General features: G+C 64.4%; 18 protein-coding genes and 1 riboswitch. Of the genes, 8 read left to right on the forward strand and 10 right to left on the reverse strand.

What is annotated here, in order from left to right; translation table 11 throughout:
* The first annotated feature begins 235 nt into the window (after positions 1–235).
* Entirely contained in the window at positions 236–826 is a 591-nt protein-coding gene (locus tag CLV47_RS09715; RefSeq protein ID WP_106348848.1) for a hypothetical protein, read from the forward strand.
* A gap of 58 nt (positions 827–884) precedes the next feature.
* On the opposite strand, the gene CLV47_RS09720 is transcribed toward CLV47_RS09715, so the two are convergent.
* Complete coding sequence (locus CLV47_RS09720) at positions 885–3,173, reverse strand: CaiB/BaiF CoA-transferase family protein (protein ID WP_106348849.1); 2,289 nt, start codon at positions 3,171–3,173, stop codon at positions 885–887.
* A 162-nt stretch (positions 3,174–3,335) separates the two neighbouring features.
* Here CLV47_RS09720 and CLV47_RS09725 point away from each other — a divergent pair, with 162 nt between their 5' ends.
* Positions 3,336–3,962, forward strand: coding sequence for a histidine phosphatase family protein (locus CLV47_RS09725; protein WP_170111021.1), 627 nt, complete (start codon positions 3,336–3,338; stop codon positions 3,960–3,962).
* Here the strand turns inward: CLV47_RS09725 and CLV47_RS09730 are convergent, their stop codons facing one another.
* The 3 genes from CLV47_RS09730 to thiM all read right to left on the reverse strand — a co-directional run bounded on the left by CLV47_RS09730 (position 3,963) and on the right by thiM (position 6,924).
* Complete coding sequence (locus CLV47_RS09730) at positions 3,963–5,468, reverse strand: bifunctional hydroxymethylpyrimidine kinase/phosphomethylpyrimidine kinase (protein ID WP_106348851.1); 1,506 nt, start codon at positions 5,466–5,468, stop codon at positions 3,963–3,965.
* Positions 5,465–6,118 (reverse strand): thiamine phosphate synthase, encoded by a 654-nt coding sequence (gene thiE, locus CLV47_RS09735; protein ID WP_106348852.1) that lies wholly within the window; start codon positions 6,116–6,118, stop codon positions 5,465–5,467. The genes CLV47_RS09730 and thiE overlap by 4 nt, the downstream gene beginning before the upstream one ends.
* Entirely contained in the window at positions 6,115–6,924 is an 810-nt protein-coding gene (gene thiM, locus CLV47_RS09740; protein ID WP_106349017.1) for a hydroxyethylthiazole kinase, read from the reverse strand. The genes thiE and thiM overlap by 4 nt, the downstream gene beginning before the upstream one ends.
* Positions 6,918–7,012: riboswitch (TPP riboswitch) on the reverse strand. (Overlaps the previous gene by 7 nt.)
* Before the next feature lie 98 nt (positions 7,013–7,110).
* On the opposite strand from thiM, the gene CLV47_RS09745 reads away from it, so the two are divergent.
* Both CLV47_RS09745 and CLV47_RS09750 read left to right on the forward strand, forming a co-directional pair.
* The gene (locus CLV47_RS09745; RefSeq protein WP_106348853.1) at positions 7,111–8,007 is read left to right on the forward strand and encodes an MBL fold metallo-hydrolase; all 897 of its coding nucleotides are present in this window, start codon (positions 7,111–7,113) and stop codon (positions 8,005–8,007) included.
* Positions 8,008–8,070: 63 nt separating this feature from the next.
* Positions 8,071–9,165, forward strand: coding sequence for a TIGR03617 family F420-dependent LLM class oxidoreductase (locus CLV47_RS09750; RefSeq protein ID WP_106348854.1), 1,095 nt, complete (start codon positions 8,071–8,073; stop codon positions 9,163–9,165).
* 71 nt (positions 9,166–9,236) lie between these two features.
* Here the strand turns inward: CLV47_RS09750 and CLV47_RS09755 are convergent, their stop codons facing one another.
* Positions 9,237–10,679, reverse strand: a complete 1,443-nt coding sequence (locus tag CLV47_RS09755; RefSeq protein WP_106348855.1) for an HNH endonuclease signature motif containing protein — start codon at positions 10,677–10,679, stop codon at positions 9,237–9,239.
* Positions 10,680–10,892: 213 nt separating this feature from the next.
* On the opposite strand from CLV47_RS09755, the gene CLV47_RS09760 reads away from it, so the two are divergent.
* From CLV47_RS09760 to CLV47_RS09770, 3 genes are all read left to right on the forward strand, one after another.
* The gene (locus CLV47_RS09760; RefSeq protein WP_106348856.1) at positions 10,893–11,672 is read left to right on the forward strand and encodes an SDR family NAD(P)-dependent oxidoreductase; all 780 of its coding nucleotides are present in this window, start codon (positions 10,893–10,895) and stop codon (positions 11,670–11,672) included.
* 321 nt (positions 11,673–11,993) lie between these two features.
* Positions 11,994–13,259, forward strand: a complete 1,266-nt coding sequence (locus tag CLV47_RS09765; protein ID WP_202862490.1) for an alpha/beta fold hydrolase — start codon at positions 11,994–11,996, stop codon at positions 13,257–13,259.
* Between the two features lie 405 nt (positions 13,260–13,664).
* Positions 13,665–14,198 carry a PadR family transcriptional regulator gene (locus CLV47_RS09770; RefSeq protein WP_106348857.1) on the forward strand — a complete coding sequence of 178 codons (534 nt, stop codon included), beginning with the start codon at positions 13,665–13,667 and terminating at the stop codon, positions 14,196–14,198.
* Positions 14,199–14,233: 35 nt separating this feature from the next.
* Here CLV47_RS09770 and CLV47_RS09775 read toward each other — a convergent pair whose 3' ends face one another.
* The 5 genes from CLV47_RS09775 to CLV47_RS09795 all read right to left on the reverse strand — a co-directional run bounded on the left by CLV47_RS09775 (position 14,234) and on the right by CLV47_RS09795 (position 19,510).
* Positions 14,234–15,217: an NAD(P)H-dependent flavin oxidoreductase gene (locus tag CLV47_RS09775; RefSeq protein WP_106348858.1), complete on the reverse strand. Its 984-nt coding sequence runs from the start codon at positions 15,215–15,217 to the stop codon at positions 14,234–14,236.
* 98 nt (positions 15,218–15,315) lie between these two features.
* Positions 15,316–16,251 carry a PfkB family carbohydrate kinase gene (locus tag CLV47_RS09780; protein WP_106348859.1) on the reverse strand — a complete coding sequence of 312 codons (936 nt, stop codon included), beginning with the start codon at positions 16,249–16,251 and terminating at the stop codon, positions 15,316–15,318.
* Positions 16,248–17,738, reverse strand: a complete 1,491-nt coding sequence (locus CLV47_RS09785) for a purine-cytosine permease family protein (protein WP_106349019.1) — start codon at positions 17,736–17,738, stop codon at positions 16,248–16,250. Before CLV47_RS09785 ends, CLV47_RS09780 begins: the two co-directional genes overlap by 4 nt.
* Positions 17,739–17,792: 54 nt before the next feature.
* Entirely contained in the window at positions 17,793–18,794 is a 1,002-nt protein-coding gene (locus CLV47_RS09790) for an ADP-ribosylglycohydrolase family protein (RefSeq protein WP_106348860.1), read from the reverse strand.
* On the reverse strand, positions 18,791–19,510 hold the full coding sequence (locus CLV47_RS09795; RefSeq protein WP_106348861.1) for a GntR family transcriptional regulator: 720 nt from the start codon (positions 19,508–19,510) through the stop codon (positions 18,791–18,793). Before CLV47_RS09795 ends, CLV47_RS09790 begins: the two co-directional genes overlap by 4 nt.
* A gap of 199 nt (positions 19,511–19,709) precedes the next feature.
* On the opposite strand from CLV47_RS09795, the gene CLV47_RS09800 reads away from it, so the two are divergent.
* Complete coding sequence (locus CLV47_RS09800) at positions 19,710–21,218, forward strand: hypothetical protein (RefSeq protein ID WP_238145306.1); 1,509 nt, start codon at positions 19,710–19,712, stop codon at positions 21,216–21,218.
* Position 21,219: the final 1 nt, after the last annotated feature.

The raw sequence follows: 21,219 nt of genomic DNA on the forward strand, positions 1-21,219 counted from the left end.
GTCTGATCACTGCCTCACGCGCGTCTACCTCGATACCCATACCGGCCTCGATTCACGGTTTCAGGGTGTTGCGACAATCCCTTGACCGCACAGTCGCGTATGTCCCATGGTCCGTCACGAGTGTCTCGCGATCCGTCACGTATGTCCCGCGATCCGTCGCGTATGTCCCATGGTCCGTCGCGGCACCACCCCGCTGCGGTAGCGATCTGCGCCTTCGGTGCGACATGATGACCATGTGCTGTTTCCCAACTATGTGCTTACCGGCATTGTCACGGGCGAGATCGACCTGGCCTTTCGTCGATGGAAGCGTCCAATGCACGTCGCGGGCGGATCACAACGTACGTCGGTTGGGGTGATCGGCTTCGTCGCGGTCGATGCGGTCGACATCGACGAGATAAGCGAAGACGATGCAGGCCGCGCCGGAACCGACCTTGCCGACGTACGCGCGCTATTGGAGCGCAAGGCAGAAGGTCAGGTTTACCGAATCGAGGTCCGGTACGCCGGCCCCGACAAACGCGTCGCGCTGCGTAGCGAGGGCAAGCTGACCGCCAGCGAACGAAAGCAGATGGCACAGACGCTCGCGGGCATGGATTCGCGCAGCAAACGAGGTCCTTGGACGCGTCAGTACCTCGAGTTGATCAAGGCCCATCCCGGCGAGCTGGCCGAGACGATCGCGCACAGCATCGGCCGCGAGAAGCGCCCGTTCAAGGCCGACGTACGGCGCCTCAAGGAACTCGGACTGACGGAGAGCCTGCCGGTTGGCTATCGTCTATCGCCGCGCGGCATCGCCGTCCTACGCCACCTGCAGAAGCTGAGCTCTGCGTAGGGTCATACGTCCCGGTCGCTATGACCACCGGAACGTATGAGCTTATTCAGACCGGCCGTTAGCGGTAGCTGACGAAGGTCTCCAGCGCCATCGGCGGCCCCTCGATTGCCGCGCCGGTGCGCAGCAAAGTTTCGATCTGCGACTCGTCGTACCCGGCGTCGGCGAGAATCGCGCGGGTGTGCTCGCCGAGTCCGGGTGGCGACATCGCTCCGTCGCGCTGCGTGCGGCTGAAGAATGCCAGCCGTCCCGGCGCGAAATAGGGCTTGCCGTTGGGGCGGGTCTGCTCCTGCATCAGCTCGACGTCCATGATCTCGGGTTGATTCAGAAGTTCCGAGGTCGTACGTGCGCGTGCGACGGGTACGCCGCGGGCGGTGAGGGCGTCAACCACTTCGTCGCGGGACCGGTCGGCGAAGCTCTGCTCCAGTTCGCGTTCAGATACCGCGCCTTGAAGCAGACCCAACTCGACTAGTGCGGGCACGTGCTCCTGCGTCGCCTGGAGTCGGAGCCAGCCGTCTTTCGCGGCGTACAGCCGGTCGAGTGGTTCGGGACCGCGGTAGTCTGCGCCGCCGATGCGCGCCGGCGGACGGCCATCAAAGCGAGTCAGCTCACCGGACTGCATGGCTACTGAAGTGCCAGCCAGCGACCCCCAGATCCGCTGGCCGCGGCCGCTGTCGCGCCGCCGGTACAGCGCGAGCGCGACGCTGAGCGCGCCGAAAACGGCACTGGTGATGTCGTTGACCGCGACAGTGAGGAAAACCGGTTCGCTATCGCCGCCCTGCGCGGACATCATGCCGCTAGTGCCCTGCAAGATCGGATCGAAGCCGGGCTTGTTGCTGAGCGGGCCACCCTCGCCGTACCCGGTGAAGGACAAACAGATGATGCCCGGGTTGATCTTCGCGAGTGTCTCGTGATCGATCTTCAAACGCTGCAGTACGCCGGGGCGGTAGTTGTCGATCACTACGTCGGCGGACCGGACCAGCTCGTAGAAGGCGTCAAGGGCATCTTCATTACGCAGGTCGAGCGCGATCGAGCGCATGCCGCGGTTGTAGGCAAAGCCCTTGACGCGGAAGGAATCGCCGGCCGGTGGCTCGATCTTGAGTACGTCGGCGCCGAGTTCACAAAGTAGGTTTCCAGCGAGTGGTCCGGCGAGCACGGTGCCCAGGTTGAGCACCTTCAGCCCGGCGAGCGGGCCGGCCGATGCCGCGTCGTTAGCGGCCGCCGGTGTCTGTGACGGCCAGTCGACGGTGACCTCGGCCTGGGCGCGGTTGGGGGCGGGGGTACGCACCGCTCCCGGGCTTTCGGTGAGGACCATTGGTACGCCGGGCATCACGACCTTTCCGCGCTCGGGGTCGTCGACTTCGACGTGCATGCCGATCGCGCGGACCTGCGGATGGTCGAGCCAATCGTCACGTAGTTGCAAGGGCCCCGCCGGTACGTCGACCCGCTCGAGGGTGTCGAGCCATTCGCTGCGCGGTTTAGTGGCGAATACGTCGGCCAGTTTGGTGCGGACCCACTCCCGGTTGTCCACCAGGAGCATCCCGTCGAGGTCGCCACCAAGCCGCGGATCGGTCACGATGTCGGAGACACCGAGCGCATCAAACGCGGCGAGCTGGAACTTCTCGGTGAGCGCGCCGAGGAACAGCCATTCGCCGTCGCCGCACTGGTACCTCGTGTACGTCGGATTCGGGCCGCCTGGCCCGGCCGGTGGTGTGGCCGCGATCTGCGCCGGATCGATAATGAGCGTGGCGTAGCCGGCGATGGTCGCGCCGTGCGCTCCGCCGACGGTCACCGTTTGTCCGCGGCCGGACTCGGCGCGTTCGGACAGCGCCGCAACGGTGCACGCGGCGCTCCAGAGTCCCTGCAGGTAAAGGATGTGCGTGTAAACGGGATCGACCGGACCATCGGCGAACGACGACTGACGTAGCGATACGCCGAGTTCCGCGCTGAGCATCTCGTTGGACTCGTGACCGCCTGCCCACGGGCATTCGCCCAGGAATGCTGGCATCTCGACCCGGATTAGGCGGTCGTTGGCGGCGTCGTCGATCAACTGGCTCAAGGACGCAGGATCAACGACCTCACCTGGCAACCGGCCCGATACGCAAACGTCGGCACCGGCGACGAGCTTGGCCAGATTCGCGCGGCCGTCATCCGAAGTCGGGTCCACTACGACGAGGCGCTTGTTGCGATCCCACGTCGCGAAACCAGGGTTGTCACGAGGTGCGGCCCCGTCCGCAGGCTCGACACGTACGACGTCGGCGCCGTAGTCAGCGAGGTGCATAGTCGTAGCTGCGCTGGCGATACCGGTCGAGAAGTCGACGACGCGCAGGCCGTCAAGTGGTGCTACCACTTAGGTGTCCTTTCACTGGGGCCGCAGCCGACGGATGCATGAATGCCCGACGACTACCTGACACTCTCGCACGATCAGTGCCGGTGGCAAGCCGGCGCCTCAATCCTGCGGTGTAGACAGGGTGCCGCGGCGTACGCATGCGCCCTGCGATTGAATACCATCATGCAACTTCTGCTTATTCGTCATGCACTCCCGGTCCATCAAAAAGTCGATTCCGGGTCGGCCGACCCGGAGCTCGCGCCACACGGGCACCTGCAGGCGCAGGCGCTGGCCGACGGCCTCAGCAACGAGACGATCGACGCGATCTACTCCAGCACCATGGCACGCGCTAAGCAGACGGCAGCGCCTCTGGCCAAACTGCGTGACCTCGAGGTCACGCTTGATGCTCGTTTGGTAGAGGCGGACTCGAAGTCATCGCAATACACGCCGGTGCATATTTTGGCTAAGACCGATCCGGCGAAATGGGAGCGGATGAAGCAGGGCGCGCCGCCGGAGATGGAGGACTTCGGGAAGTTCAAGGAACGTGTCGTCGCATGCATGGAGTCGATCATCGCGGCGCACCCCGGCCGGCAGACCGTCGCGGTCTTCGCGCACGCGTGGGTGCTCAACGCCTACCTCGGGCACATCCTGAAAATTGACCAGTACCTTCCGTTCGTGATCGACTACACCGGCTTGTCCAAGGTGATCGCCACTCGTGGCGGCCGGCGGGTCACGATCGCGATCAACCAGTATGCCTACGGTTGGGGCTGCTCTGACTCGCCCGTGACGGTCCGCCCCGACGAGGAGTAGCTATTCAACGGCAGCGTGCGGCGCGGCGAAAAATGCGAGCTCGTGGTCGGCCGACGTGCGAAACGCTTCCCACATTGCCTGCTGCGTAGCGATATCCGCGCGCGCCGCCAGCCCGGTGACGATCTCGACCGCCTGCTTGCTGAGTGCCGCGAACTGCGGATCGGCGTAGGTCTGCAGCCAGGACCGATATGGGTGACCGGGCGTGGCCAACGGATGTAACCGCGCACCGACGTCGTCATAGATCCAGAAGCAGGGGAGCAGCGCGGCGATGAGTACGGCGTAGTCGCCGCGAGCCGCGCAGGCCAGCAGGTGGTTGAGGTACGCCGTTGTGGTCGCGCTTGGCGGCGTGTCGAATGTGTGCTCCGGCCCGAGCCAGCCTTCATGCAGCTGTAGCTCGGTCGCGAGCGCGCCATGCGCGTTAGCTGCCCAGAACGTCTGTTCGTCGGTAGTGGCCGCGAGTGCGCTGGCGTGGGCCAGCACTCGCGAGTAGTCACGAAGATACAGGGCGTCTTGTGCCAGGTACCAGGAAAACTGGTCGTGCCCCAGCGTGCCGTCGCCCAGCCCGCGCACGAAGGGAAGTGCGTCGATACCGTCTCGGACGGACCTAATCCCGGTCCACCACTTCTTGGCTACGTCGTCGGCGGTCGATCTGGTCACCGTTCCGCCGCGCGACCACATGCCGGCAAAGTGATGGACCGGCCCGTGCCCGTGGCCGACGTGCAGCCCGGCGCCGTTCGCGATGCTCTCCGTCAGCCAGGCTTTCACTTGTGCGACGGACTTCTCCCAGTTGCCGGTTTGCGGCTGCACCGTAGCCAGCGCTGAGGACAGAGAGCAGCCTGTGCCGTGCGTGTGTTTGGTCTTGATGCGCCGCCCTGGGAATTCGACGACCGTTCGCCGGCCGGACAGTGCCGCGGACGCGTCGACGAGGGCGTCTGGTGCCGCATCACCGTCGAGGTGCCCACCTTTTGCCAGAACGATCACGCTATGCGCCGCCGAGACACGGGTTGCTTGCGCTAGGACCGCTTCCCACGTCAACGCAGCGTCCTCCTCCGCTAGTACGGCGAGCTCGGGGATATTGGGCGTCACGAGGTCTACCCGGCTCAGCAGCGCACGCATCGCCGCCTCGGCTTCTGCATCGAGCAGCCGGTCGCCACTGGTGGCAACCATCACCGGGTCGAGTACGACGATCGGCGGGCGTGCCCTGTCGAGCCATCCGCGGACCGTATCGATGATTTCGACGTTGCCGAGCATCCCGATCTTGACCGCATCGATCGCCACGTCGTCGCTCACCGCGTCGAGCTGCTCGGTCAGGAACGATGAGGGTGGGACGTGCACCGACCGGACTCCCGTGGTGTTTTGGGCGACCAGCGCGGTGACGACGGCCATGCCGTAACCGCCGTTGGCGGCGATGCTTTTGAGGTCGGCTTGTATGCCGGCCCCGCCGGTGGGATCGGTCCCGGCGATGCTGAGCACGCGGGGAATCGATGTCGGGTTGTCGGTATTCATTCTGCGCCATTCCACCTTTGAGAGAGCTCGCGAGCGGCCACTTCGGGGTCCTCGGCGGCGCAGATGGCCGAGACGACGGCCGCGCCCGCGGCGCCGTTCGCCCGCAACAAAGCCATATCTGACGCCGTGATCCCGCCAATCGCGACGGCCGGCAAATCGATGAGACTGGCCAGCCGGGCGAACTCCTCGATGCCCAGTGCGTCGGGTGCGTCCGGTTTGGTGCTGGTCGGGTGTAGCGTGCCGATACCGACGTAGTCCACGCGCGCTGGATCGGCCGCCGCGGCCGCTAGCTGCTCGTCTGTGCGAGCACTGAGCCCGATTATGGCGTCGTCGCCGATGGCGCTCCGCACCGCTGACACGGTCTGGTCAGACTGCCCGACGTGTACGCCGCTCACCCGTATGCCGCGGGCCTGCGCTGCAAGGAAGACCTCCACGCGATCGTTGACAAACAATGCGACTGTCGGTGGCAGCGCCGCTGCTACTCTCGTCACGACGTCCAGAAACTCCTTGTCCGACGCGGTTTTTTCGCGGATTTGTACGGCGGTGACTCCGCCGGCGACGGCGAGCGAGACCGTGTCGACGATGTCGCGTCCACGCGCACGGGACTGCGCCGAGTCGGTCACCAAGTAGAGGGAGAGGTCGACCTTCACAAGATCGCCGCCCTCTGGGCGATCGCGTCGCCGTCGATCGCGGCCAGAGCATCGATAAAGCCGACCGCGAACGAACCGGGCCCGGTGCTTTTTTCGGCGGCAAGCTCCGCGGCAATCGTGTAAACCATGATCGCTGCGATCGTGGTGGACAGTCGATCTTCATCCACTGCGGCGAACGCGGCCATTACGGCGCCCAACGCACAGCCACCACCGGTCACCTGAGTCAGCAGCGGACTTCCGTTGGCGATCCGCACGGCCGACGTACCGTTGGTGACCAGGTCCACCGGCCCCGAGACCGCGACCACGCTGCCCGTCTGCGCTGCGAGCGCGGTGGCAGCGGGTAGTGCAGTCTCGACGTCATCGGTCGCATCGACGCCGCGGCCACCGGCGCCATCGCCGGCGAGGGCGATGACCTCGGAGGCGTTGCCGCGGATGATTGTTGGACGAAGGTCGCGAAGTTGGTAGCTGAACGGCGTGCGCACGGGCATCGATCCGATGGCGACCGGGTCCAGTACCCACGGCGTACCGGCCGTATTGGCGGCCACGGCTGCCTCGGTCATCGCCTCCCGCTGTTCGGCACGCGGAGTACCGAGGTTGATCAGTAGGCCCGACGCGATGCTGGCGAACGCGCCTGCTTCCTGTGGGATGTCCGCCATGGCAGGAGATGCGCCCAGCGCGAGCATTGCGTTGGCGGTGAAGTTGACGACGACGCTGTTGGTGATGCACTGGACGAGCGGCGCATCGGCGCGCACTCGGCTTAAGGCCGTTTGGGTAAAGCTGATGGGGTCTTCCGGCGTACGCGTCATATGCGCGACATCCCTTCGCTAGCACGAACTAGATCAGGTTCAACGGGTTTGTTCTCAGCCCGGCGAGCGGGCACCCCGTGTCACAAGGTATGAACCACTGTATACGGTCGGCGAGGCGCGATATGGGCGCGGAGCACTCACCAGCGATCAGGGCCGTAGGCAATACTGCAGCGAAAGGCAAACCCGATGACTCACACGGACACCTCTTATATCACTGAGCAGTACGGCGAGGTGACGGTGCTGGTTGGCGCGCAATCGGGCGCGTATCCGTTCGCCAACTCGCTATTAATACCTGGTGCCGATACAACAGCAGTCATCGATCCGTCGCTGTCGCTTGTCGGCAGCGCGCCGCCGGCAGATCTGGTACTGATCACTCACGCGCATGAGGACCACATCGCTGGCGTCGGCAAATATGATGTCCCGGTCCACGTGCATGATCGAGACCGTGAGCGGCTGCAATCGCCCGAAGCGTTGATCACCGGATTCGATACACCGCCGGACTCGTTCGAGTCATCGGTCGCCAAGATGCGCGACTTCTTCCATGTGGAAGGAATCCCGGACGCGCAGGGCTTTGAGGACGGGACCGTGTTCGACCTCGGCGGCCGTACCGTCACGGTCATCCACCTGCCCGGCCATACCGCGGGCCATAGCGGGTTTCTCATTGAGCCCGACGGATTCTTGTTTGTGGGTGATATCGACCTGACCGGGATCGGCCCGCTGTATTCCGATGTGGGCAGCAGTCTCACCGATTTCGAAGCGTCGGCTCGACGCTGCGTCGATATCGACGCACAGTGGTACGGCACATCGCACCAGAAGGGAGTGATCGACGGCGCCGGTGAGTTCCGGCGTCGGCTCGACGCATACATGGGCGTGGTCCAGCGCCGCGATGACACAATGCTGGCTTTTCTCCGCGAGCCCGCCTACTTTGACGAGATCGCCGAGCGGCGGCTCGTCTACCGCCCGCACGTCGAAGGAGCCCATGTTGCGCCAGTCGAGCGGTCCACGGCTCAGCAGCACCTCGAACGGCTGATCGGCCAAGGGCGAGTCGCGGAGGTCGAGCCCGGGCGATTCCGCGCCGTTTAACTTTGCGCGACGTCAGGGTCGGCAGTCGTGCATTCGGCTCGACATGAGAGAAGGATGTGCGATATGAGACTCGAGACGCTGCTTCCGCTTGGCAAGGTCGATCCCGGGTTGCGGGCCCCGGAGATACCGTTCGACATTTCGCAGGTCGGGCAAAGCGCGAAGCTGTTGGAGGATGCCGGCTATCACGGACTCGCATTCGAGGAGACCAAGGACGACCCGTTCATGGTCCTCGCACTTGCGGCGCAAGCCACGACGAGACTGCAGCTGACGACGGCGGTCGCGATCGCGTTTCCGCGCAGCCCCACGGTGACTGCCCTTAGCGCATGGACTCTGCAGAAGCTCTCCCGCGGCCGGTTTGTGCTGGGCCTCGGCACTCAGGTGCGCGGTCATATCCAGCGGCGTTACGGCATGACCTGGTCACCGCCGGCGCCCTGGATGCGCGAATACATCCACGCCGTACGCGCCGTCTGGGACTGCTGGCAGAACGGTACGCCGCTCAACGTCAGCGGAGAGCATTACAACCTCAACTTGATGGTGCCGCTGTTTAACCCCGGACCGATCGAGCATCCGCACATCCCGATCCACATGGCCTCGGTCAACAGAGTCATGTGCCGCGTGGCGGGGGAGGTCGCCGATGGCATCCGCCCGCACCCGGTCTGTACGCCGACGTACATCGAACAGGTCATGCTTCCGGCGGTGCGGGCTGGCGCCGAGAAGTCGGGCAGGTCACTCGAAGATTTTCGGGTTTGCATGAAACCGCTCGTTGCGAGCGCGGCGACCGAAGAAGAACTTGTCCCGAAGATCCGTGACGCGCGGGCTCGGATTGCCTTCTACGCCTCGACACCTGGCTACATCAAGGCGTTCGAACATCTCGGCCTTGGCGACCTCGCGCGCGAATGCGCGGTGTTGTCTAAAGCGCAGCGTTGGGAGGAGTTGCCGGCGTATATCTCCGACGAGGTACTCGACCAGTTCGCGGTGATTGGCACGTATGACGAGATCGGCCAACGGCTGGTCGAGCGATTCGGAAAGGTCGTCACCGACGTCGAGTTCTCGATCGCGGTCAACACCGATGAAGATCGCCAGACACTCGCGCGGCTCGCTGGTGACATTCAGGCCGACGATGGAAGGGCGGCTCGGCGCACGATCTTGGGGGCCTAGCGGTGCGTTCGTACGAACAGGTGCCGAGGGGTGTCGTGCGAATCATTGCTGAGATGTAAGGGTTCCGCTGCTTATTCGCGTCTGTTGTTGAGGGTGATGCGGTGGTGCAGGACCGGTACGCGGTCGGGGTCGATCCACGCAGGCGGGCGCCAGTGCGGTAGTCCGCCGATCATGACTGATTCCCAGCCGCGGTCTTCGTATTCGCGGTGGTGGTAGCCGCACGCGAGGGCCAGGTTGTCGATGTCGGTCGGGCCGCCGTCTTGCCATGCGGTGACGTGGTGGATTTGGCACCATTCCGGTGGTACGTCGCAGCCGGGGAAGGTGCAGCCACCGTCCCGGGCGACCAGGGCGGCGTATTGCCGGTCGGTGGCGAGCCGCACGGCGTGGCCCAGGTGCAGCACGACGCCGTTGCTGTTCAGGACGGCGGGCAGGAACTTCAGGTGCGCGGCTTCGGCGAGTAGGTCCCGCACCGGGACCTGCACGCCGTGGGTGCTGGTGGCGTATCCGCAGCCGGCCTTGAGGTCCTCGAGGCGGATGGTGGTGATCACGGTCCCGCGGGTCCCGCCGCGGCCACTCGGCACGCCACCACCGCCGGCGTTGCTGGTGCTGCCATTTCCGTTGCCGCTGCCACCATCGCTGCCGCCGTTGCTGCCAGCGTTGCCGGTGCCAGCACCACCGCCGCCGCCGTTGCCAGTGCTGTTCCTGTTGGTGTCGAGGAGTCGGTTGACTGCCGTGAGTAACGCGTCGTGCACGCGCTGCCCACCGCTGCGCGCGTCCCGCCCGGACGCGTCGGCCGGTCGCGGCGCGGCGAGCGGGTCGAGGACGGCGCGTAGTTTCGCGAGCAGTTCGGCGGTCACCTGACCGGTCACGGCGCCGTTGTCGTGTAGGTGCAGGGCGCGTTGCCGGGCGCGTTGTTCATCGCGGGGTTCGTCACCGTCGGGGTCTAGGCGCGCGATGATCTCGGCCGCGAGCCGGGTGAGGTCTTTCGGCCCGAGGGTGGTGGCGTGAGTGGTCAGGATGGTTTCTGCCTCGCCGCGGTCGGCGTCGGAGACGTCGGGCCGGTGGGCGAGGTGGTTCAGGCAGGTAGTGATCACGCGGGCTTGGGCCGGGGTGAGGCGTCCGGCGCGTTGCCGCGCCGCGAGGTACTCCCACCGTGGTGGCTGCGGCTGGCCGGTGAACGTGACCCGCGCGCCGAGGCTGGCGGCGGCCTCGACCCGGTGCCGCGCATCGGTATGCGTCACGTGCAGGGTGTCTGCGAGCAGGATCGCGATGGTCCGTTTCGACGCTATCTGCGCGGCGCTGGTGTCCTCCAGCGCGCCGATGACCGCGTGATCGACCGCGGCGAGGGCGTTACGGGCTTGTTCGAGGGTACTGGCGAACTGCATCAACCCGGCCGGCCCGAGCCCGGACAGGCTGGCCCGGTCGGCGGTGTCGATCAACTCCCGCGTGGCCTCAGTGAACGCGTGCTGGACGGTGGCGAGGCGTTCGGGTGCGGGGAGGTAGGCCACGCTCACGACTACTCACCTCACTCCATCTCTCAGTCACTTCATTCATTAGCACGTACGTTCGATTATAAGCGATCACCGCGACATTTGTCTAGAGGTCAGGGTCGGGATTGACGCGATATTTGATGTCGGCAGGACGCGGTGCCGCGATGGGGTAATTGACGGAGCCGGTTAGCAGGATACGTTGATCGCAAAACATTTCATCTCACGAAGGACTTATCGATGGCTGACACATTCCCACTGCCCAATGCCTCCATTGATCTGAAGGGTGAGGTCGCGATCGTTACCGGCGCCACCTCGGGTCTCGGCCGCCGCTTCGCGAAAGTGCTCGCCGCCGCTGGCGCGAGTGTCGTAGCCACGGGTCGGCGCACTGAGAGGCTTGAGGAGGTCGTCGCTGAGATCACGGCTGACGGCGGCCTGGCAGTCGGCGTCGCAGTCGACGTCCTCGACGCCGACTCGATCGTGCACGCGGTCGATGAATGCGAAAAAGCCTTTGGTACGGCGACAATTTTAGTCAACAACGCCGGGATTCCGGACGCGCAACGGGCCGTGAAGATGTCCGTCGATCTCGTTGACCGAGTGATCGGCACTAACCTGCGTGGTCCGTACCTGCTCGCCTGCGAGGTGGCGAAGCGGCTTATTGCCGAGAAACGTGGGGGCCGGATCGTCAACATCTCGTCGATGGGCGCCTTCGAGTACGGCGGCAACGGAGCGGCGCTCTACTCCATCACCAAGGCCGCGGTAAACCGGATGACCGAAGCGCTATCGGTGGAGTGGGCTCGGTTTGGGATCAACGTCAACGGGATCGCACCCGGTGCATTCTCCTCCGAGATGATGGACGGCATGCTCGAGCGGATGGGCGATATCGCGCAGTACTACCCACGCAAGCGACTCGGTGATCCGGCGCAGATGGACAGCACGCTGCTGTACCTGGTTGCACCGTCGTCGGAGTTCGTGACTGGCACCGTCGTCAAGATCGACGATGGGCAGCACAACCGCTAGCTATTGAGCGTTCGTTGCCTTGGCTGCCACGTCGTGCTCGCGTGGATAATTGACTCGGAAAACCGGATCGCCAACCGAAGCGCCCCGGGCCCGATTAACAAGTAACTGTCCTTCGCGACGTCGCCCCGGCCACCGTGGCCGGGGCATGCTCGTGCCCGATGATCGTCTGACGTTGACCGAGAAGTGCTCGCCCAATGTCCGGTTGGCTATCGGTAGTGTTGCCCGGCGCTGAATGGTGCACACAGCCGCGACCCTGTAGCGTTCGCGTCGTTCGGATCTCGACGTAGGACCAGGGACGACTCGCGGTGACGGAGGATCACGATGTCAGCACACACATCAGCTAGCGATGACTGGACTCGGTTTGTAGACCAATGGGTCGAACGGGCTCGCGCCGACGACCGGCTGCGTTACCTCGCGCGCGACGTCGAAGTCGCATTTACCTGGCGATACGGCGATCGCGCGCTGTGGATGAGTTTCCGCGATGGGCGCCTGGACGAAGTCGCCAGTGACGCGCACCTATCGCGGACGAACGCGTTCGACCTAGTTGCGCCCGCGCATGTGTGGGACAAGGTCTGGCAGCAGGTGCCGCCGCGACACTTCCAAGGCATATTCGCGATCATGATGCGCTGCCCCGAGTTCCACCTGGCCGGCGACCACCTTGCGTTCGCACAGAACGCGCACATTGTGCGCCGGCTCATCGACCTCGCCCGTGAACCGGGCCTACCTTACGAGGCGCCCGCACTCGATAACAGCGGTCTCTCCAACATCATCGGGCGTTACCTTCGTGTCGACCTCGCGGATGGTCCGCACCGCATTTATGTAGAGGAAGCGGGTGAGGGGCAGCCGCTCCTGATGCTGCACACGGCCGGGTCGGACAGTCGACAGTTCCAGCACCTGATGGCGAATCCTGGCCTGCAGAAGAATTACCGGATGATTGCGTTTGACCTGCCGCTGCATGGGCGAAGCGACCCCGAGTGTGAGGTCGTGGCGGGGAAGTGGTCGCTCACCACGTCGTACTACCACGACGCGATCCTGCGGGTCGTCGAGGAACTCGGCCTGCGTGATCCGATCGCGATCGGATCGTCGATGGGAGGCGAAATCTGTCTGGAACTGGCTATCAGCGGTGCGAGTGTCTTTCGTGGCGTGGTCGCTTGTCAGGCGTCGTCGCACATAGATGGCCGGATGGTCCGGTGGGCTGGGCACCCGCAGGTAAACGAGTCGCTCTTCAACGCCACGTGGGTTGCCGACCTGATGTCGCCATCGTCGCCAGAGCGCTACCGCGACGAGGTGTGGTGGCAGTATTCGCAAGGCGGGCACGGCATCTTTCGCGGTGACATCGACTTCTACAGCGGCGACTGGGATGCGCGTGATCGGGTTAGTCAGATCGACACCGCAGAATGCAAGGTCGTGATTCTCAACGGCGAGTACGACTACTCGTGTACTGCCGAGCATTCCAAGGAGACTGCCGACCAGATCGCGGGTGCTCAGTTCACTGTCATGAAAAACCTCGGCCATTTCCCGATGTCCGAGAATCCGGCGCTGTTCCTGGAGTATCTTGAGCCGGCGCTGGAGCACATTCAGTCCTGAAATCTGCGTCGCCTGGTCGACGACGTGCATATGCCGTAGAGCGGCGCCGCGCAGCCGGTCATTGAGCGGCGTCCCGTATGGTCCGTGATCTCGTGTCGGTCCGATTAGGCTGCGGTGGCCCCGCCAATCTCGCGACGGCACACACGTGTGTCGTTCTGCAGCCCTCGGGGCGAAATCTTGCTGTCAAACAGCACAAATGTACGATTCATAGACGGATGGTCGGACATTCGTGACGGATGGTCGGACATTCGTGACGGACCGCCGGACATTCGTGACGGACCGCCGGACATTCGTGACGGACCGCCGGACATTCGTGACGGACCGCCGGACATTCGTGACGGATCGCGGGGCACGAACTCGCGGATGGTCGGGGCGGGAGTGGCGCATCGACTAGGATTTCCAGCAATGTCGATTCAGCACGCGTTACTCACGTCTTTACTTGAGAAGCCTTCATCCGGTTATGACTTGGCGCGCCGCTTTGACCGCTCCATAGGGCACTTTTGGAAGGCGTCGCACCAGCAGATCTACCGGGAGCTGGGTCGGATGTCCGACGCCGGGTGGGTGGCCACGATCGACACGGACGACGGCAACTCGCGTCGCAAGGTCTATGAGGTACTCGCGGACGGGCGTGCCGAACTACTGCGCTGGACTTCTGAGCCGTTGGCGACACCTGCGACCCGCGAAGCTTGGCTGGTGAAGCTGCGTGCTGAGGCGGTGATCGGCCCCGTCGGTCTCGGCGATGAGCTGTGCGGCTTGATTGAGACACACTCCGAGGTACTGGCTGGATACCGCAAGATCGAGCAGCGCGACTTCTCTGACCCGAAGATGAGCAGGCAGCAACAGTTGCAGTACGCCGTGCTGCGCCTTGGCATCGCTAACGAGGAGTCATGGCTCCAGTGGGCAGAAACCATTAAGCCGCTGTTGCTGCCACCCAGGTAGGTAGTCAGCAACAGCGGCCTTAGTGTTGGACTTTGCTAAACGGCCATTACGGCGGGGTTGATGCCCACCCGTTCACGGGCCTGCTGGTACTCGTCTTGCAGGCGCTGCACGAGTTCTGCCACCGGCACAACCTGCTTGACGGCGCCGACGCCCTGACCCGAGCCCCAGATGTCGCGCCAAGCTTTGGCTTTGGCGTTGCCGCCGGAGCCGAAGTTCATCTTCGACGGGTCGGACTGCGGCAGGTCGTCGGGGTTGAGACCGCTTTTGCTGATGCTCTCGCGCAGGTAATTGCCGTGTACGCCGGTGAATAGGTTGCTGTAGACGATGTCGTCGGCTCCGCTGCCAACGATCATGTCTTTGTAACCTTCCGCGGCATTTGCCTCCTTGGTCGCGATGAACGCCGAACCGATGTAGGCGAGATCGGCTCCAGCGGCCTGCGCCGCGAGGATCGCGTTACCGTTTCCGATCGCGCCCGAGAGCAGCAGCGGCCCATCGAACCATTCGCGGATCTCATGTATAAGTGCGAATGGAGACTGGGTGCCTGCGTGTCCGCCGGCGCCGGCGGCAACGGCGATGAGCCCGTCCGCGCCTTTCTCGATTGCCTTATGCGCGAACTTGTTATTGATGACGTCGTGCAGCACGATGCCGCCGTACGAATGGATCGCTTCGTTGACCTCTTCGCGAGCGCCGAGCGAGGTGATCACGATCGGTGCCTTGTATTTGACGCACATCTCGATGTCGTGATCGAGACGATTGTTGGAGCGATGCACGATTTGGTTAACGGCGTACGGCGCAGATGGGCGGTCCGGGTTTGCTTTGTCGTACTCGGCGAGCTCGGACTCGATCCGCGACAGCCATTCGTCGAGTGCCGGTTCAGGCCGCGCATTGAGCGAGGGGAAGGACCCGACGACGCCAGCCTTGCACTGGGCGATGACCAGTTCGGGTCCGGAAATGATGAAGAGGGGCGAGGCGACGGCCGGTATGGCCAACCGATTTTCGAGAATGGTGGGAATCGACATCCAGGACTCCTGAGCTGATCAATGCAGGTTGCATTTGTGGATGATTTAAATTAGCAACCTTCGGAGTCACTATGCAATTAGTTGCATAGTGACTCCGGTTACTCGCCGATCAGCTCATCGATCTCGGTGCGCGTAGGGGAGGTGGCCGGCCCTCGGCGGGATACGGCGATTGCCGCCGCGACATTGGCCCGACGCAGCGCCGTACGGACGTCGATCCCGAGGCTGAGGTCGGCGCACAGTACGCCGGTGTGCGCATCACCAGCTCCGTTAGTGTCGATCGCCTTAACGCCGATGCTCGGAATCAGTTCGGTCGCGAGTCCGGGTCCGGCCACCCAGCAGCCATCGGCGCCGACTCGAACGATGACGGTTGCCGTCAGGTGGTCGGCGAGTCGGTTGACAATTTCTTCTGGCGAGGTCGCCGAGGAATCGGTGAGCCGGGTAAGAAGGATTCGGGCTTCTCGCTCGTTGGCGGTGCAGGCCGCGGCGCGCGCGAGCGTCTGGGCCAGGACGCGGTCAGGGATTTCGCCGACCATCGGCGAAGGATCGATGACAACCGATGCCCCGATCGGCACGGTAGGGAGCCACTTCCCAAGCGTCGCGGCATTGTTGGTGTGGTAGAGCGAGTAGCCGGTTATATAGACGATGTCGTCGGCAGTCACCTTTGCGGACTCGAGGTGATCGGCCGTGATGTGTCCTTCGGCGCCAAACGTTGAGACAAAGGTCCGCTCGGCGTTCGCGTCAATCAGCGCGACGCAGAACCCGGTGTCACAATCGGCAGCCTGAGGCGAGGAGACACGCACGCCCTCGCTGTTCATCGCTTGTCGTACGACGTCCGCGAACGGTCCGGTCCCATGACCGCCGGCGTAGATGACCTCCGCCCCTTCCCGGCGGGCCGCAGCCATCACATTGAAACCGCCGCCGGCCAAGAGCGCGTAGTGATCGGCGAAGACATCGCCGCCGATTGGCGGTAGCGTGTCGACGTTCATCACCAGGTCGACGATGGCCTGCCCGGTGTGGATGACCCGGCCGGTCATCGGCGTGCCGCCAGCTTCGGCCGAATCGTCGTGCCGGCACCGCGCGCACCACCGAGGATCAGGTACAAGCCGGCACCGATCACAAACGTGATGACCCAGCCGAGGCCGTTGTGTCCCAGCCAGGTGTCGGCGAATGGGCCGCTGAACCACACCTCATCGGCTGACACTTGCGCGGTCGTGAAGAGGTAGCCGACGACCAGAGCGACCGCCCACGAGCCGAACGCGCGCCATTCGATGCCTCCGGCGTACCAGTACGTCGAGGTCGATCGCAGGTCCATCAGACCTTCCGCGTCGTACGTCTTGCGCCGGAGCATGTCAACCAGGAACACCGCGACCCAGGCGGTGATGGGCACCGCGAGCAGTGAAATGAATGTGATGAACGGGCCGTAGAAGCCAGTGGCGATGAGCATGAAGTAGATCGAGCCGGCGGTCGTCACGACGACATCGACGACCACGGCGTACACGCGACGCAGACGCACTCCGAGGGTCAGGGTCGTAAGGCCGGCCGAATAGACCGACAGATGATTAGACAGCAACAGCCCGCCGAACGCCGTGATCAGGTAGGGCACCGCCACCCACGAGGGCAGCATCGCGCGAATCGCCGCGACCGGGTCGCCGGCTCCCGACAGGCTCGGGTCGCCAGCCGACAACAGGCTACCGAGCCCGATGACAAACACAAGCGGAATCCCGGCACCGGCCGCGGCCGAGGCGACTAGATGGCCCGACTTCGCGAGCGGCGACTGATATCGGGACATGTCGGCGCCCGCGTTGGCCCATCCGATACCCGTTCCGGCGGCGATGGTCCCGATGCCGATGACCATCGCGGATGCGGGTCCGGCGGGGGCGTCGGCGACCGCTGTCCAGTTGACGGTCGCAAATAGGAACACCGCGACGAAGATGTTCAGTGCGCCGAAGACCCAGGTCGCGTACTTCTGCACGACAAGCAGGATCGCGTGCCCCATGCCCGACACCGCTACGGTGAAGGCGACGAAAATGAGGATGCATACGACCGCCAGGACGGGGGTCTTGTGTGCGTCCGACTCGGTGTTGAAGACAATGGCGCTGAGTGACAGCAGTGCAAACGCCGCGGTTGTCGTGTTGACCGTCTCCCAACCGAGCCGCGAACACAGCGATACGATTGTGGGGCCGATATTGCCTCGTACGCCGAAGATCGCGCGCGACAGGGTCAGGCTCGGCGCACCGCCTCGTCGGCCGGCGATAGAAATCAGGCCAACGAGCGCGAAGGAACCGAAGGCTCCGATGATCGCGACGATCAGAGACTGCCAAATGTTCATTCCGAGGGCGACCAACGTCGCGCCGAGCGGGATGCCAAGTATCGAGATGTTGGCGGCGAACCATACCCAGAACAGTTGGAGTGGTCGGCCAGTGCGTTCGGCTTCAGGGACCGGCTCGATCCCACGCTGCTCCACGGCGCCGAGGACGCGGTTGTCCGATGGCTCGGTTTCTGAGAATTTTGTCGGTTGCATGGGATCTCCTTCTGGTGCGCGCGGCGACGCGGCGGCCATGCGGATCGGTTGTAGTTAGCGGGGCGTTATCTGACTGCGACGGACATCAAGTAGGGCGTCGACCACCGGGGCTAGTTTGAGGCGTGAAACATCAAGGACCGTGGTCACCGTGTCTTGGGGAAACGCGGACGCGCCAAGGGAGGCGCCGAGTACGGCGCCGCACATGGCAGCGATTGTGTCCGTGTCGCCGCCGAGCGCAGCCGCTTGGCATAGCCCTTCGTACGGACGGTCTCGGTAGCGGTAGGCGAGTAAGAGCGCGGCCACCACGGACTCCTGGCTGTGTACCGATGTGCCGATGACCTGCTCGACGAAATCCAGGAGCTCGGCATCGCTCAGGTCGGCCGCCGCGCGCAGGGCCCACCGGCCGCGTGCGGCGATTGACGCGCCGGCAATCCAGTGCCCCTCTTGGCTTGCTTGCTCGGCCAGATCGAGCCCAGCCTGGATGGCGTGATCGACTGGGGCGCAGTCGATCCCTGCGCCGACCGCACCAGCGATCGCGGCGGCGCCGGAGATCCCAAGGCCCGTGTTGTGCGTGACATAACTGGACTCGACGACGGCCTTGATGAGCGACTCCGTGGGCGTCGCTATCGCGACCGGGGTGATGCGCATAGCCGCGCCATTGGTCGTACCGTAGCGTCCTGTCTTCGACGGATCGTCTCCCGCGACAATCGCGTCGATGGCTGCTTTCGTCGAGGGGCCGAGCAAGTCGCGACTGCCCCGCTCGCGCATGGAACTCTCCCACGCGATCAGCGCCTTGGAGAACGACTCGGGATTGATTGTGCCGTGACCGTCGATCAGTAGACCGGCTACCAGGATCGCCTGCTCGGTGTCGTCGGTGACGGATCCAGCCTGCATGGACGGAGCGATCGGCTGGTCCGCGGTGGCATCACGCAATCCGTCGATTGCCCCGTATCGCTGGAATATCTGCGACCTGTTGAATGCTTGGGTGGGCATTCCGAGGGCATCGCCGAGGGCGAGTCCGGTCATGGCGCCGAGGGCGCGGTCGCGAATGCTCACGGCTGCTCACCGAAGGTGAAGTGCACGCTGAAGTGATCGGGATCGAGCAGCGAGACGACGTGCTCGACGAGGCTGCCATCGGCGGCGTACGCCGTGCGGACCGTCCGTAGGAACGGCGTGCGGATCTTGCGACCTAGGATGCGTGACTCTCGTCGATCAAGCTTCGACAGTCGCACGTCCTGGGCGCCGTACTGTGCGATGAGCCCAGCAGCGCGCAGCGACGTCGTAAGCGAGCCGTCCACGAGACCGGTGCTCGGGAGGTCCCGCAACGGACCAACGAACGGTACCGACGAACACTCGTAGGACACCGCCACGCCATTTTCGGCGCGTCGAATGCGGCGGACAGCGATAGCCTCGGTGAGCGTCACTTCGCCTGGTAGGTCTGGTATATCTTCCCGACCGATTCGGTCTATGGACATCAGTTCGGCGGTTATCTGGGTGCCGGTATCGGCAAGAGCGCGTCCCCAGCCGACCTCGGCATCGAGCGCGACGCCGTCAAACGTGACGAACGAGCCGATCCCAGTGTGCGTCGCAATCATGTTGCGCCGCTGAAGTTCGCTCAGTGCCTGCCGAATCGTGCCGCGCGAGACCGCGAACTCGGCTGCGAGCCGTAGCTCGCCGTCAAGTCGATCGCCGGGCCGCAACTCGCCCGACCGCATGCGGTAGGTGAGTGCGTCCACGACTTGTTGCCGACGGGAGAACCCTGCATTCTTCATGTAGACATGTTCATACCTGTCCACTCCAATGTCAAGCCCTGTTTTGTCGTACGCCCGCCGTGCGCATATCCACGCCAAGGGTGCAGGATTAGACGCGCCGCTCGGCAAGCCCCGAACGGTACAAATTCACGGATGAACGCTTACTTCTCGCGGATAGGCGGTAACTTTCTCACGGACGGACGGTAGGTAGGGAAGAACGGTGGGTGACGTGCAGCGGGTAGAGATCGTCGTACCGGCGACGGGCGGCAAGCGGAGTACGTCGGCGCTCGGTCGCGCCGTCGTCGCCGATGCACTGGCCGGACCGGATCCAGTGGGCTCGCGGGCGGTGTCACGCGAGACGGATTGGCGTCGCGGGTACGGCGCCCATTTTGTGCGACTAGTTGAGGCTGGCCTGCAGTCCCAGGAAGCGGCAGTAGATATCGCGCAGCATGGACTGGAGTCGCTGCATGCTCGGATGCGTGCCACCGTGCGCAAAGACGCCGTGGCCAACGAGAGCACCGCGCCCACCGCCGAGGGCGACACAGATGACGAGATTCCTCTCAAGGAGGTATTCGCGATCCCACGCGGCGGCTCGGACCTGCAGACCGCGACGGTGCAGGGAGAGCGCGAGCCTGAGCGAGAGCTGACGATCCCGTTCAGGGGTGACCGGCTGAAAGGGGCCTCGCTCGACCGCCAGCTCGACAGCTGGGTCGAGCGTGGATCGATGGAACCGTCGGCAGCGAAAGCGATCCGCGAAGTTGCCGCTAACCCGGACTGGCTGGCGATGCCGGGTCGACGGCTCGTCGTGCTTGGTGCCTCTGCAGAGATGGGTCCGCTGCGGGCGGCATTGCGGTGGGGCGTCGAAGCGATCGCGATGGACCTGCCGAAGCCGGCGGTATGGCGCGAGATCATAGATATCGCGAGAGACTCCGCCGGGACTCTGCATCTTCCAGTCGGCGCGGACTCGTCGCAGATCGCCGACCACGCGGGGGCTGATCTATTGTCGAATCTTCCCGGAGTCGCGAGTTGGCTCAGGCAGTTCGACGGGCAGCTCGTGCTCGGCAACTACGTGTACGCCGACGGAGCGACGAACCTGCGGGTGTCGAGCGCGGTCGATGCGCTGACCGCCCACCTGCTGAACGATCGCGATGACGTTGCACTCGCTTTCCTTGCGACCCCGACCGACGTATTCGCAGTGCCAACCGAGGTTGTGGAGTTCTCAAAGAAGGCCTATGAGAACAGGAAACTGCGCTACGTGCGGCCGATCGCTCGTGCCGTGAGCGCCGGCCGACTGTTACGCCGCAACTATGCGCCCGGGCCCGCCCCCGGAATCAACGACAGCATCGTCGTACAACAAGGCCCCAACTACATTCTGGCCAAACGGTTGCAGCGTTGGCGGGCGACGGCGGCTTGCCGCGCTGGTGTCGAAGTTTCGCTCAATGTCGCGCCTCCTACTCGGACCCGGTCGGTGCTCAAGAACCGCGCGCTGGCCGCGGCGTACGCCGGAGCGCATCGCTTCGGCGTAGAGGTATTCGCGCCGTCGACCAGCAACACGTTGATGGCGGCACTTCTGATCCACGACCTGTACTCGGGAACCCCGTCGCCGCAAGACCCATGGCGCGCGGAGGCCGATAACGCCGTACACGGTGGGCTCTGGCGCGGCCCTTACAGTCCACGCAGCGCGCTCGGAATCGCCGCCGCGTTGGGCATCGGATCAGCGAGGACGTAAC

The organism is Antricoccus suffuscus, from assembly GCF_003003235.1.
Taxonomy (GTDB): Bacteria; Actinomycetota; Actinomycetes; order Mycobacteriales; family Antricoccaceae; genus Antricoccus; species Antricoccus suffuscus.

Bases quoted from the DNA above. Each gene is read 5' to 3' on its own strand.
- CLV47_RS09785 (WP_106349019.1), bottom strand. From the start codon at position 17,738: ATGCAACCGACAAAATTCTCAGAAACCGAGCCATCGGACAACCGCGTC.
- CLV47_RS09760 (WP_106348856.1), top strand. From the start codon at position 10,893: ATGGCTGACACATTCCCACTGCCCAATGCCTCCATTGATCTGAAGGGT.
- CLV47_RS09795 (WP_106348861.1), bottom strand. From the start codon at position 19,510: ATGAAGAATGCAGGGTTCTCCCGTCGGCAACAAGTCGTGGACGCACTC.
- CLV47_RS09780 (WP_106348859.1), bottom strand. From the start codon at position 16,251: ATGACCGGCCGGGTCATCCACACCGGGCAGGCCATCGTCGACCTGGTG.
- CLV47_RS09770 (WP_106348857.1), top strand. From the start codon at position 13,665: ATGTCGATTCAGCACGCGTTACTCACGTCTTTACTTGAGAAGCCTTCA.
- CLV47_RS09750 (WP_106348854.1), top strand. From the start codon at position 8,071: ATGAGACTCGAGACGCTGCTTCCGCTTGGCAAGGTCGATCCCGGGTTG.
- CLV47_RS09725 (WP_170111021.1), top strand. From the start codon at position 3,336: ATGCAACTTCTGCTTATTCGTCATGCACTCCCGGTCCATCAAAAAGTC.
- CLV47_RS09765 (WP_202862490.1), top strand. From the start codon at position 11,994: ATGTCAGCACACACATCAGCTAGCGATGACTGGACTCGGTTTGTAGAC.
- CLV47_RS09745 (WP_106348853.1), top strand. From the start codon at position 7,111: ATGACTCACACGGACACCTCTTATATCACTGAGCAGTACGGCGAGGTG.
- CLV47_RS09775 (WP_106348858.1), bottom strand. From the start codon at position 15,217: ATGTCGATTCCCACCATTCTCGAAAATCGGTTGGCCATACCGGCCGTC.
- CLV47_RS09730 (WP_106348851.1), bottom strand. From the start codon at position 5,468: ATGAATACCGACAACCCGACATCGATTCCCCGCGTGCTCAGCATCGCC.
- thiM (WP_106349017.1), bottom strand. From the start codon at position 6,924: ATGACGCGTACGCCGGAAGACCCCATCAGCTTTACCCAAACGGCCTTA.